This window comes from Actinopolymorpha sp. B11F2 (assembly GCF_040195635.1).
Classification (GTDB): Bacteria; Actinomycetota; Actinomycetes; order Propionibacteriales; family Actinopolymorphaceae; genus Thermasporomyces.
The window spans coordinates 188,523-202,024 of record NZ_JBEFTX010000009.1; the positions used below are offsets into that span (position 1 = coordinate 188,523).

Annotated in this window: 7 protein-coding genes; all 7 read right to left on the reverse strand. The window is 66.1% G+C overall.

Features of this window, described 5'->3' with window-relative positions; translation table 11 throughout:
• Window positions 1-315 precede the first annotated feature (315 nt).
• The 7 genes from tuf to ABN034_RS18220 all read right to left on the reverse strand — a co-directional run bounded on the left by tuf (window position 316) and on the right by ABN034_RS18220 (window position 13,445).
• Window positions 316-1,512 (reverse strand): elongation factor Tu, encoded by a 1,197-nt coding sequence (gene tuf, locus ABN034_RS18190; RefSeq protein ID WP_349326725.1) that lies wholly within the window; start codon window positions 1,510-1,512, stop codon window positions 316-318.
• Between the two features lie 83 nt (window positions 1,513-1,595).
• Window positions 1,596-3,701 (reverse strand): elongation factor G, encoded by a 2,106-nt coding sequence (gene fusA, locus ABN034_RS18195; protein WP_349326724.1) that lies wholly within the window; start codon window positions 3,699-3,701, stop codon window positions 1,596-1,598.
• A 103-nt stretch (window positions 3,702-3,804) separates the two neighbouring features.
• Entirely contained in the window at window positions 3,805-4,275 is a 471-nt protein-coding gene (rpsG, locus tag ABN034_RS18200) for a 30S ribosomal protein S7 (protein WP_349326723.1), read from the reverse strand.
• The gene (gene rpsL / locus ABN034_RS18205; RefSeq protein WP_020575530.1) at window positions 4,275-4,649 is read right to left on the reverse strand and encodes a 30S ribosomal protein S12; all 375 of its coding nucleotides are present in this window, start codon (window positions 4,647-4,649) and stop codon (window positions 4,275-4,277) included. The genes rpsG and rpsL overlap by 1 nt, the downstream gene beginning before the upstream one ends.
• Before the next feature lie 403 nt (window positions 4,650-5,052).
• Complete coding sequence (locus ABN034_RS18210) at window positions 5,053-8,931, reverse strand: DNA-directed RNA polymerase subunit beta' (protein ID WP_349326722.1); 3,879 nt, start codon at window positions 8,929-8,931, stop codon at window positions 5,053-5,055.
• Window positions 8,932-9,062: 131 nt separating this feature from the next.
• Complete coding sequence (rpoB, locus tag ABN034_RS18215) at window positions 9,063-12,560, reverse strand: DNA-directed RNA polymerase subunit beta (protein ID WP_502877548.1); 3,498 nt, start codon at window positions 12,558-12,560, stop codon at window positions 9,063-9,065.
• Between the two features lie 342 nt (window positions 12,561-12,902).
• On the reverse strand, window positions 12,903-13,445 hold the full coding sequence (locus ABN034_RS18220; RefSeq protein ID WP_349692175.1) for an Rv1363c family protein: 543 nt from the start codon (window positions 13,443-13,445) through the stop codon (window positions 12,903-12,905).
• Between the last annotated feature and the right edge of the window lie 57 nt (window positions 13,446-13,502).

Consider the following 13,502-nt stretch of genomic DNA (forward strand, 5'->3'; position numbering starts at 1 on the left):
CCCAGGCTGCGGAACCCGTGAGGGAAATCGAAAGCCCCGGTCGTGCCGGGCGCCAAGTTGTCCCGCGGCTTACCCACCAGCGCCGAACCGCGTCGCGGATCCGCGCCTGCCAGACCACCTCGGGATCAGGGCGGGGTCTCCGGCTCGGCGCTGCCCACGGAACGAACAGTCCCGCGGAAGCACGCCCCGGCGGCCCGCCTAGGCAACTGCGCCAGTATGCCAGAGCGCCCCGATTGTTGACCAATCGGGCCCTCCGACCAAGCGAGGTGGGCCGCTCACCCGCCAGGGCTGCGCGGCCCACCTCGTTTGACTGGCCTATTTCAGGATCTTGATGACCCGACCGGCACCGACTGTACGGCCACCTTCACGGATCGCGAACTTCAGACCCTCTTCCATGGCGATCGGCTGGATCAGCTCGACCTTCATCTCCGTGTTGTCGCCCGGCATCACCATCTCGGTGCCCTCCGGAAGGTGGACAACACCGGTGACGTCCGTCGTCCGGAAGTAGAACTGCGGGCGGTAGTTGTTGAAGAAGGGCTTGTGCCGACCGCCCTCTTCCTTCGACAGGACGTAGACCTGAGCGTCGAAGTCCGTGTGCGGGGTGTTGGTCCCCGGCTTCACGATGACCATGCCTCGCTCGACGTCCTCGCGCTTGGTGCCACGAAGCAGCAGGCCGACATTCTCGCCCGCCCGAGCCTCGTCGAGGATCTTGCGGAACATCTCGACCGCGGTGACCGTGGTCTTCGGGGCCGGGCCGGGACGGATACCGACCAGCTCGACCTCCTCGTTGACCTTCAGAACGCCGCGCTCGACCCGGCCGGTCACGACCGTGCCGCGGCCGGTGATCGTGAAGACGTCCTCGACAGGCATGAGGAACGGCCTCTCGATCTCACGGACCGGCTCGGGGACCGACTCGTCGACGGCGTTCATGAGTTCCATGATCTTTTCTGCCCACGCGTCGTCGCCCTCGAGCGCCTTCAGCGCCGAGACGCGGACCACAGGGCAGTCGTCGCCCGGGAACTCCTGCTCGTTGAGCAGCTCCCGGACCTCGAGCTCGACGAGCTCGAGGATCTCCTCGTCGTCGACCATGTCGGACTTGTTGAGAGCGACCACGATGTAAGGAACGCCGACCTGGCGAGCGAGTAGCACGTGCTCGCGGGTCTGCGGCATCGGACCGTCGGTCGCCGCGACCACCAGGATCGCACCGTCCATCTGCGCGGCACCGGTGATCATGTTCTTGATGTAGTCGGCGTGACCCGGGCAGTCGACGTGCGCGTAGTGGCGCTTGTCCGTCTGGTACTCGACGTGGGCAATCGTGATCGTGATGCCACGCTGCTTCTCTTCCGGCGCCTTGTCGATCTGGTCGAAGGCGTAGAAGGGATTGACGTCCGGCATCTTCTCGTGCAGCACCTTGGTAATCGCCGCGGTGAGAGTCGTCTTGCCGTGGTCGATATGCCCAATGGTGCCGATGTTGACGTGCGGCTTAGTGCGCTCGAACTTCGCCTTCGCCACTTCGGGCTCCTCCTGGTTTCTTGCTTGCTACGCCGTTGCGAGACGCGGGGCAGCGAACTTTACGGGACTGACAGGCGTGAGGCTCACTCGCCCCGCGCCTTTTTCACAATCTCTTCCGCCACGGTCTTCGGAACCTCGGCGTACGAGTGGAATTCCATATGGGGTACGGCCCGACCCTGGGTCTTGCTGCGCAGGTCGCCAACGTACCCGAAGGTCTCCGACAGCGGGACCAGGGCCGTGATGACCCGGTTGCCGGACAACTCATCCATCTTCTGGACATGTCCCCGGCGACTGTTGATATCGCCGATCACGTCACCGAGGTAGTCATCCGGCGTCGTGACCTCGACCTTCATGACCGGCTCCAGCAACGTCGGCTTCGCCCTCCGCGCCGCCTCCTTGAAGGCCATCGAACCGGCAATCTTGAAGGCGAGTTCGGAGGAGTCGACGTCGTGATAGGCACCATCCTGCAGGGTGACCTTGATGTCGACCATCGGATATCCGGCGAGTACGCCGAACTCCATGGCCTCCTGAATGCCCTCGTCGACCGCGGGAATGTATTCCTTCGGAATCCGGCCACCACTCACGGCATTGACGAACTCGTAACCGCCGTCTCCGTCCCCACCGGTGGGCTCCAGGTCGATGATGACCCGACCGAACTGGCCCGAACCACCCGTCTGCTTCTTGTGGGTGTATTCGACCTTCTCGACCTTGGCACGAATTGTCTCGCGATAGGCCACCTGCGGCTTGCCGACGTTGGCCTCGACGCGGAACTCGCGCTTCATCCGGTCGACCAGGATGTCCAGGTGCAACTCGCCCATCCCGGAGATGATCGTCTGACCGGTCTCCTGGTCGGTGCGTACCTGGAAAGTGGGGTCTTCGTCGGCCAGCCGCTGAATGGCGCCAGACAGCTTCTCCTGGTCACCCTTGGTCTTCGGCTCGATCGCCACCGAGATGACCGGGGCCGGGAAGTTCATCGACTCCAGGATGACCGGAGCCTCGGGGCCGCAGAGCGTCTCGCCTGTCGTGGTCTGCTTCAGACCCATCACCGCGACGATCTGGCCGGCGGAGGCCTTCTCGATCTCCTCACGCTTGTTGGCGTGCATGCGGTAGATCTTGCCGATGCGCTCCTTGCGGTCCTTGGTGCTGTTGAGCACCTGGGATCCGGAGGTCAGCGTGCCGGAGTAGATCCGGAGATAGGTGAGCTTGCCGAGGTGCGGATCACTCATGATCTTGAAGGCGAGCGCCGACATCGGCGCCTCCTCGTCCGGCTCGCGCTCGAGGATCTCGGCTTCGTCACGCATCGAGTGACCCTTGACGTTGCCGACGTCGAGCGGCGACGGGAGGTAGGCGACCACCGCGTCGAGCAGCGGCTGCACACCCTTGTTCTTGAACGCCGTGCCGTTGAGCACCGGCGTGAGGTTGTTGGCGAGGGTCGCGCGGCGGATCCCGGCCTCGAGCTGCTCCACCGTGGGCTCGATGCCCTCGAGGTAGAGCTCCATGATCTCGTCGTCGGCTTCGGCCAGCGTCTCGAAGAGCCGGTCGTGCCACTCGCGGGCGGCCTCGGTATGGGTCGCGGGGATCTCCTCGACCGTGTAGTCCTCGCCCTTCTGCGTCTCACCGCGCCAGGTCAGCGCGCGCATGTGGACGAGGTCGATCACACCGATGTAGTCGCCCTCGGCGCCGAGGGGGATCTGGAGCACCAGGGGCGTGGCGTTCAGCCGGTCGACGATCATGTCGACACAGCGGTGGAACTCAGCGCCCACCCGGTCCATCTTGTTGACGAAACAGATCCGGGGCACGCCGTAACGCTCGGCCTGGCGCCACACGGTCTCCGACTGCGGCTCGACACCGGCCACACCGTCGAAGACCGCGACCGCGCCATCGAGCACCCGGAGGTTGCGCTCCACCTCGACGGTGAAGTCGACGTGGCCGGGGGTGTCGATCAGGTTGATCGTGTGGTCTTTCCAGTGGACCGTCGTCGCGGCGGACGTGATCGTGATGCCGCGCTCCTGCTCCTGCTCCATCCAGTCCATGACGGCAGCGCCCTCGTGGACTTCACCGATCTTGTAGGTGATGCCGGTGTAAAACAGGATGCGTTCGGTTGTGGTCGTCTTGCCCGCGTCGATGTGGGCCATGATTCCGATGTTGCGGACTTTGGCCAGGTCGACGGTGCGAAGGTCAGTCGCCATCAGGCTTGTGGTCTTCCGTGGGTTCTCGGTCAGTGTGGGTGGAGCAGGGCGCCCGTGGGTGCGGCGGCTCTCCTGCCCATCGTGCTCCGTGGGTCCGCGACGCCTACCAGCGGTAGTGCGCGAACGCCTTGTTGGACTCCGCCATCTTGTGGGTGTCCTCGCGCCGCTTCACGCTCGCGCCGAGCCCGTTGGAGGCGTCGAGGATCTCGTTCATCAGGCGTTCGGACATGGCCTTCTCTCGCCGGGACTGGGAGTAGCTCACCAGCCACCGCAGCGCGAGGGTCGTCGAACGACCGGGGCGCACTTCGACGGGCACCTGGTAGGTCGCGCCGCCGACCCGACGGCTCTTCACCTCGATGGTCGGCTTGACGTTGTCGAGCGCGCGCTTCAGCGTGATCACCGGGTCGGTGCCGGTCTTTTCGCGGCAACCTTCCAGGGCGGTGTAGACGATGCGCTGCGCGAGCTGCTTCTTGCCGCTCTTGAGCACCTTGCTGATCAGCTGGCTCACCAACGGCGACGCGAACACCGGGTCGACGATCGGCTGACGCTTGGGAGCCGGGCCCTTGCGCGGCATTAGCTCTTCTCCTTCTTCGCACCGTAGCGGCTGCGCGCCTGCTTGCGTCCCTTGACGCCCTGGGTGTCGAGGGAACCGCGGACGATCTTGTAACGGACTCCGGGGAGATCAGCCACCCGACCGCCGCGCACGAGCACCATCGAGTGCTCCTGCAGGTTGTGTCCCACACCGGGGATGTATGCCGTGACCTCGATCTGGCTCGTCAGGCGGACGCGGGCCACCTTGCGGAGCGCAGAGTTGGGCTTACGAGGAGTTGTGGTGTAAACGCGCGTGCACACGCCACGCCGCTGGGGTGACCCCTTGAGCGCCGGCGTCTTGTTCTTGGACACCTTGTCCTTGCGGCCCTTGCGGACCAGCTGCTGGATCGTGGGCACCGCGTCGTTCCTCAATCTCTTTAGTCAGGACTGTCTCTTCGGTGTGGACTGTCGCGTTCGGCAGGCTGTCGATCGTCTTCGCGCTGTCGACGCCGTGCGGCCCGCGCGACCCCCGCGGTCGGGAGTGTCGCTGCGGCGCCCAGTCGGGCGGCCTCTGACTCGATCAGCTGGATCTCGAAGACCAACACGTGCGTCCTTGAAGGGCACACGCGAATGCCCAGCTACCAGCCGGGCACGACGTTGAACCTTACCCCGCCTGGCAGGCATTGGTCAAAACGGATGGCGTCCCCGCGCCCGCCAGGCGGGCAGGTGGCGTCGATCTTCTGTTGCGTTCGGCACGAAAAGCGGCGGCCACACGTCTACGTGCGGCCGCCGCCTCCCACTGCGTGTCGTGCGGGTGGTGCTAGCTGGTGTAGCCGCCGAAGTCGAAGTCCTCCAGGCGGACGGCCTCTCCGGAACCAGCGCCGAATGAGTAGTCGGCGTCGTATCCCTCGTAGCCCACCATGGAGTACATCGCGGCCTTCGCCTCTTCGGTCGGCTCCACCCGGATGTTGCGGTAACGCTCCATACCGGTACCTGCCGGGATGAGCTTGCCGATGATGACGTTCTCCTTCAGACCCCGCAGCGAGTCGCTCTTGGCGTTGATCGCGGCCTCCGTGAGGACCTTCGTGGTCTCCTGGAAGGACGCGGCCGACAGCCACGAGTCGGTCGCGAGCGACGCCTTGGTGATACCCATCAGCACCGGACGCCCGGACGCCGGTGTGCCGCCTTCGGCGACCACGCGGCGGTTCTCCTCCTCGAACCTCATCCGGTCGACCAGCTCGCCCGGGAGGAGTTCGGAGTCGCCGGACTCGATCACGGTCACCCGGCGGAGCATCTGCCGGACGATCGTCTCGATGTGCTTGTCGTGGATCGCCACACCCTGCGAGCGGTAGACCTCCTGCACCTCGTCGACGAGGTGCTGCTGGACCGAACGCATACCGAGGACGCGGAGCACGTCCTGCGGGTCGGGAGTGCCGTGGGTGAGCTGCTGACCGACGTCGACGTGGGTGCCTTCGTCGACCAGCAGACGCGACCGCTTGGAGACGGGGTAGCCCTTCTCCTCGCTGCCGTCGTCGGGGATCACCACGATCTTCCGGCTCTTCTCGGAGTCCTCGATCCGGACCCGGCCCGCCGTCTCGGCGATCGGCGCCTTCCCCTTGGGCTGGCGTGCCTCGAAGAGCTCGACCACCCGGGGCAGACCGTGCGTGATGTCCTCACCGGCAACCCCACCGGTGTGGAAGGTACGCATGGTCAGCTGGGTGCCCGGCTCGCCGATGGACTGGGCCGCGATGATGCCGACCGCCTCGCCGATGTCGACCAGCTTGCCGGTCGCCAGCGAACGCCCGTAGCACGCCGCGCAGGCACCCACCCGCGAGTCGCAGGTGAGCACGCTGCGGACCCGGATCTCCTCGACTCCGGCAAGGACCAGCCGGTCGATGACTAGGTCACCGAGGTCGGTCCCGGCCGGGGCCGCGATCTCGCCGTTGGTGCCCTTGACCTCTTCGGCGAGGACCCGGGCGTAGACCGACGTCTCCACGTCGTCCGCACGGCGCAGGGACCCGTCCGGCTGCTTGCTCGCGATCCGCTTGAGCAGACCGCGCTCGCTGCCGCAGTCGTCCTCGCGCACGATGACGTCCTGGCTGACGTCGACGAGCCGCCGGGTGAGGTACCCGGAGTCCGCCGTCCGCAGCGCCGTGTCGGCCAGACCCTTACGGGCGCCGTGCGTCGCGATGAAGAACTCGACGACGGACAGGCCTTCGCGGTAGTTGGACTTGATCGGGCGCGGGATGATCTCGCCCTTCGGGTTGGCCACCGGACCACGCATACCGGCGATCTGGCGTACCTGCATCATGTTTCCGCGGGCACCGGAGTGGACCATCATGTAGATGGGGTTGATCTTGTCGAACCCCGCCTCCATCTCCTTGCCGACCTCGCTGGTCGCCTGGGTCCAGATCTCGATGAGCTCCTGGCGGCGCTCGTCGTCGGTGATGAGGCCACGGTCGAACTGCTTCTGGACCTTGGCCGCCTTGTCCTCGTAGCCCGCGAGGATCTCCGGCTTGCGCGGCGGCGTGATCACGTCGCCGATGGAGATCGTCACACCCGACCGGGTGGCCCAGCCGAAGCCGACGTCCTTGAGGCCGTCGAGGCAGGCTGCCACCTCGACCTTGGGGTAGCGCTCGGCGAGGTCGTTGACGATCACGCCGAGCTGCTTCTTGCCTACCTCGTAGTCGACGTACGGGTAGTCGGCCGGCAGGACCTCGTTGAACAGCGCGAGGCCCAGCGTGGTGTCGAGCGTGATCGACTGGCCGGGCTCCCAACCCTCGGGAGCCGTCCAGCCGACCGGTGGTGTGAGGTCCTTGAACCGGAGCTTGATCTTGCTCTGGATGTGGATCTCGTGCCGCTCGAACGCCATCAATGCCTCGGCGACCGACCCGAACGCCCGACCCGCTCCCGGCAGATCGTCGCGGTCCATGGTGAGGAAGAAGATCCCGATAATCATGTCGTGTGTCGGCATGGTCACCGGTCGACCGTCGGACGGCTTGAGGATGTTGTTGGTCGAGAGCATCAGGATCCGGGCCTCGGCCTGCGCCTCGGCCGACAGCGGCAGGTGCACCGCCATCTGGTCGCCGTCGAAGTCGGCGTTGAACGCCGTACACACGAGCGGGTGGATCTGGATCGCCTTGCCCTCGATCAGCTGCGGCTCGAACGCCTGGATGCCGAGTCGGTGCAGCGTCGGTGCCCGGTTGAGCAGCACCGGGTGCTCGGCGATGACCTCTTCGAGCACGTCCCACACGACGGGGCGGGCTCGCTCGACCATGCGCTTGGCGCTCTTGATGTTCTGCGCGTGGTTGAGGTCGACCAGCCGCTTCATCACGAACGGCTTGAAGAGCTCGATCGCCATGCCCTTGGGCAGGCCGCACTGGTGCAGCTTCAGCTGCGGACCGACGACGATCACCGAACGACCGGAGTAGTCGACCCGCTTGCCGAGCAGGTTCTGGCGGAACCGGCCCTGCTTGCCCTTGAGCATGTCGGACAACGACTTCAACGGACGGTTGCCCGGCCCGGTGACCGGACGGCCGCGGCGGCCGTTGTCGAACAGTGCGTCGACGGCCTCCTGCAGCATCCGCTTCTCGTTGTTGACGATGATCTCGGGCGCGCCCAGGTCGAGCAGCCTCTTGAGCCGGTTGTTCCGGTTGATCACCCGGCGGTAGAGGTCGTTGAGGTCACTCGTGGCGAACCGGCCGCCGTCGAGCTGCACCATCGGGCGCAGGTCCGGTGGGATGACCGGCACGCAGTCGAGCACCATCCCGAGCGGGTTGTTGCTGGTCGTGAGGAACGCCGACACGACCTTGAGCCGCTTCAACGCCCGGGTCTTCTTCTGACCCTTGCCGTTCTTGATGATGTCGCGAAGGTTGACCGCCTCCGCCTCGAGGTCGAAGGTGTCGAGGCGCTGCTTGATCGCCGCGGCACCCATGTCGCCGTCGAAGTACTTGCCGAACCGGTTGCGCATGTCGCGGTAGAGGATCTCGTCGCCTTCGAGGTCCTGGACCTTGAGGTTCTTGAACCTCGTCCAGACCTCCTCGAGCCGGTCGAGCTCACGCTGGGCGCGGTCACGGAGCTGACGGATCTCCCGCTCAGCACCTTCCTTCACCTTGCGGCGGGCGTCGGCCTTCGCGCCCTCGGCCTCGAGCTGGCCGAGGTCCTCCTCGAGCTTCTTCATCCGCTGCTCGACGTCGTTGTCACGGCGCTGCTCGAGCTGCTTGCGCTCGACATCGATGCGCGCCTCGAGCGACGGCAGGTCGCGGGTGCGTGCCTCGTCGTCGACCCTGGTGATCATGTACGCAGCGAAGTAGATGACCTTCTCGAGATCCTTGGGCGCGAGGTCCAGCAGGTAGCCGAGCCGGCTCGGCACGCCCTTGAAGTACCAGATGTGGGTCACCGGCGCGGCCAGCTCGATGTGCCCCATCCGCTCCCGGCGTACCTTGGCACGGGTCACCTCGACACCGCACCGCTCGCAGATGATGCCCTTGAAGCGGACCCGCTTGTACTTACCGCAGTAGCACTCCCAGTCGCGGGTGGGCCCGAAGATCTTCTCGCAGAAGAGTCCGTCCTTCTCGGGCTTCAGGGTGCGGTAGTTGATGGTCTCGGGCTTCTTCACTTCGCCATGCGACCACTGGCGGATGTCGTCGACGGTCGCAAGGCCGATTCGAAGCTCGTCGAAGAAGTTGACGTCGAGCACGTGTTCTCGAACCCCTTATGTTGTCGCTCGGGGGTCCGGGGGTTGCCCCCCGGGCCAGCACTGTGGATTCGCTCAAAGTCGGTGGTCTGGCCGGACGTCGCACAACCCGCGATCGTCCGGCCAGGCCGCCGTCAAACCTCCTCGACGCTGCTCGGCTCACGCCGGGTCAGGTCGATTCCGAGCTCTTCCGCTGCGCGGAAGACGTCTTCCTCGCTGTCGCGCATCTCCACGGCCATGCCGTCGCTGGAGAGCACCTCGACGTTGAGGCAGAGCGCCTGCATTTCCTTGACGAGCACCTTGAACGACTCCGGAATGCCGGGTTCAGGGATGTTCTCGCCCTTGACGACGGCTTCGTAGACCTTGACCCGGCCCATGACGTCGTCGGACTTGATCGTGAGCAGCTCCTGCAAGGCGTAGGCGGCACCGTAGGCCTCGAGCGCCCACACCTCCATCTCGCCGAAGCGCTGACCACCGAACTGCGCCTTACCACCCAGCGGCTGCTGGGTGATCATGGAGTACGGGCCGGTCGACCTGGCGTGGATCTTGTCGTCGACCAGGTGGTTGAGCTTCAGCATGTAGATGTAGCCGACCGCGACCGGCTCGGGGAACGGCTCCCCCGAGCGACCGTCGAGCAGCCTCGCCTTGCCGTCAGGGGCCACCATGCGGTTGCCGTCACGGTTGGGCAGGGTGGACGACAGGAGCCCGGTGATCTCCTCCTCGCGAGCACCATCGAACACCGGTGTCGCGACGTTGGTGCCGGACTCCGCCTCGGCCGCGCCGATCGCCGCGAGCCTGGACTTCCAGTCCTCGTCGTCGCCCTCGATCTTCCAGCCGGCGTTCGCGACCCACCCGAGGTGCGTCTCGAGCACCTGGCCGACGTTCATCCGCGCGGGCACGCCCAACGGGTTGAGGATGATGTCGACCGGCGTGCCGTCCTCGAGGAACGGCATGTCCTCCACCGGAAGGATCTTGGCGATGACGCCCTTGTTGCCGTGCCGGCCGGCGAGCTTGTCGCCGTCCTGCACCTTGCGCTTCTGGGCGACGTGGACGCGAACCAGCTGGTTGACACCCGGCGGCAGTTCGTCGCCTTCCTCACGGTCGAAGACCCGGTGCTTGATCACCGTGCCGCTCTCGCCGTGCGGCACCTTCATCGAGGTGTCGCGGACCTCCCGCGCCTTCTCTCCGAAGATCGCACGGAGCAGCCGCTCTTCTGGCGTCAGCTCCGTCTCGCCCTTCGGTGTGACCTTCCCGACGAGGATGTCCCCAGTGGTCACCTCGGCGCCGATCCGGATGATGCCGCGCTCGTCGAGATCACCGAGCATCTCCTCGGAGACGTTCGGGATGTCCCGGGTGATCTCCTCCGGCCCCAGCTTGGTGTCGCGGGCGTCGACCTCGTGGTCGGTGATGTGGATCGAGGTGAGGATGTCCTCCTCCACGATCCGCTGGGACAGGATGATCGCGTCTTCGTAGTTGTGACCCTGCCACGACATGAACGCGACCAGCAGGTTGCGCCCCAGCGCCATCTCGCCGTTCTCGGTGCACGGACCGTCGGCGATGACCGTGCCGACCTCGACCCGAGAGCCTTCGGACACCAGCGGCCGCTGGTTGATGTTGGTCCCGGCGTTGGAACGACGGAACTTGGCCAACCGGTAGGTCTGGTAGGTCCCGTCGTCGTTGGCGACCTCGACGAAGTCGGCGCAGGCCTCGCGGACCACACCGGGCTTCTCGGCCGTCACGACCTCACCGGCGTCGACGGCGGCACGGTATTCCATGCCGGTGCCGACCAGCGGCGACTCCGAACGGATCAACGGCACCGCCTGGCGTTGCATGTTGGAACCCATGAGCGCGCGGTTGGCGTCGTCGTGTTCGAGGAACGGGATCATCGCCGTCGCGACCGAGACCATCTGCCGCGGCGAGACGTCCATGTACTGCACCTCGGCGGCGGCGATCGCGTCGACCTCACCGTGCCGCTTGCGGACCAGAACGCGGTCCTCGGCGAACGTACTGTCGGCGTTCAACAGCGCGTTGGCCTGGGCGATGACGTAGCGGTCTTCCTCGTCGGCCGTGAGGTATTCGACCTGGTCGGTGACCCGACCGTCGACCACCTTGCGGTAGGGCGTCTCCACGAAGCCGAACGGGTTGACCCGGCCGTAGGTGGCGAGTGACCCGATCAGACCGATGTTCGGCCCCTCGGGCGTCTCCACCGGGCACATCCGGCCGTAGTGGGAGTGGTGGACGTCACGGACCTCCATGCCGGCCCGGTCACGGGACAGACCACCGGGCCCGAGCGCGGAGAGCCGCCGCTTGTGCGTCAGCCCGGCGATCGGGTTGGTCTGGTCCATGAACTGGCTCAGCTGGGAGGTGCCGAAGAACTCCTTCAGCGCCGCGACCACCGGGCGGATGTTGATCAGGGTCTGTGGCGTGATCGCCTCGACGTCCTGGGTCGTCATCCGCTCGCGGACGACCCGCTCCATCCTGGCGAGGCCGGTGCGGAGCTGGTTCTGGATCAGCTCGCCGACCGTGCGCAGGCGCCGGTTGCCGAAGTGGTCGATGTCGTCGTCCTCGACCACGATCGGACCCTGCGGTGCGGGCAGCTCGGTCCGCCCCTCGTGCAGCGCGACGAGGTAACGGATGGCGGCCACGATGTCGTCGATCGTGAGCACCGACTGGTCGTGGGGCAGCTCCAACCCGAGCTTCTTGTTGATCTTGTAGCGACCGACCTTGGCGAGGTCGTACCGCTTCGGGTTGAAGTAGTAGTTCTCCAGCAGCGCCTGGGCGGCCTCCCGGGTGGGTGGCTCACCTGGCCGCAGCTTGCGGTAGATGTCGAGCAGCGCGTCATCCTGGCCGGAGGTGTGGTCCTTCTCCAGGGTGAGCCGCATCGACTCGTAGTCGCCGAACTCCTCGAGGATCTGCGCGTCGGTCCAGCCGAGCGCCTTCAGGAGGACGGTGACGTTCTGCTTGCGTTTGCGGTCGAGGCGTACGCCTACGGTGTCGCGCTTGTCGACCTCGAACTCGAGCCAAGCACCCCGCGAGGGGATCATCTTGGCGGTGAAGACGTCCTTGTCGGACGTCTTGTCGGGTACGCGCTCGAAGTAGACACCGGGCGAACGGACGAGCTGGCTGACCACGACACGCTCGGTGCCGTTGATCACGAACGTCCCCTTGGGCGTCATGAGCGGGAAGTCGCCCATGAACACGGTCTGGGACTTGATCTCGCCGGTCTCGTTGTTCATGAACTCCGCGGTGACGAACAGGGGCGCGGCGTAGGTGAAGTCGCGGTCCTTGCACTCGTCGACGGAGTTCTTCGGCGGCTCGAACCGATGATCGCGAAACGACAGGGACATGGTTCCCGAGAAGTCCTCGATCGGGGAGATCTCCTCGAAGATCTCCTCGAGGCCGGACTTGCCGGGAACGTCCGTGCGGCCCTGTTCGAGGGCTTCGGCCACCCGGGCCTGCCAGCTGTCGTTGCCGACCAGGGTGTCGAAACTCTCGACCTGCAGTGCGAGCAGGTCGGGAACCTCGGCAGGCTCCTTGATCTTGGCGAACGAAATCCGGCGCGGTGGTTCGACGCGGGTGGAGTTGTTCGGACGGGCGGACGTGGTGGACGCATTGGTGCGCGAAGCGGCCAAAAGGGGTCCTTCCGAGGCTTGCGGCTCATCTCGCAGATGGCGGGTCTCTCACATGCCGGACCGACCTAAGAATTTCCCAGGCGCGGTCGGAAGGCAGGGCAAAGCGACAGTGTAGCTACAGCGCCCACTGCTGTCTAGTCCCCTCAGATTTCTTTGGACTTGCCACTGCTCCGTCGCCCGACACCAATGCGGGGAGTCCCTGCCGACCCCGATACGACCTATTCGCCGAGCATGAGCCCTACTGTGAGGCCACGTCAAGCATTCCGGCGACCGTTTGCCGGCCTTTCGCCCGTGCGTACCGCCCGACTTGAGCTAGTTGCTCGGAAGGCGCGGGTGATGCGCTCAGAGCGCGTCGACCTTGCTGACGAGCCACCGGTCATTGACCCGCTCGACCGTCATGAGAACCCGGTTCAGATCGGTGCGCGGTTCATCCGCGCGGTTGCTGGTCGTCGTCTGGTTGACGAACAGCAGCGCGACCACCCGGTCAGGCGTCGCCGACACCACCGACGATGCCCGCACCTCGGCGACCACGACCGCCCGGGTCTTGGCGGCGGTCGGCTTGACCACCCGTGCGGTGGTGGAGGCGTACTCCTTGCGGAACTCGCCCGTGAGCAGCTTCCGCGCCCGGGAGAAGTCGCGGTCGAGATGGCGGAAGTCGTACGCCATGAACACCGGGGCCGCGGACCTGGCGGCGTCCAGTCCTTCCGACCGGGCCATGTCCAGCTGGCTCGCCGCGTGCGCGCGGTAGCCGAGGGCGGCACACGCCAGCAGCGCGACGACCACGCCCACGGCGAGCCCGATGACCAGGGCGACCGGCAGCCAGCTCTTCCCTCCGGGGGGCGGCGGCGGGCCCTCCGCCGGCTGGATGTACGTGTTCGCGCTCATTGCCGCCAGCTCCCTTCGTCCCGACGCTCCGTTGAACCGCTCACGGCCCGCTCCCGG

Bases quoted from the DNA above. Each gene is read 5' to 3' on its own strand.
- ABN034_RS18220 (WP_349692175.1), bottom strand. From the start codon at position 13,445: ATGAGCGCGAACACGTACATCCAGCCGGCGGAGGGCCCGCCGCCGCCC.
- fusA (WP_349326724.1), bottom strand. From the start codon at position 3,701: ATGGCGACTGACCTTCGCACCGTCGACCTGGCCAAAGTCCGCAACATC.
- rpsG (WP_349326723.1), bottom strand. From the start codon at position 4,275: ATGCCGCGCAAGGGCCCGGCTCCCAAGCGTCAGCCGATCGTCGACCCG.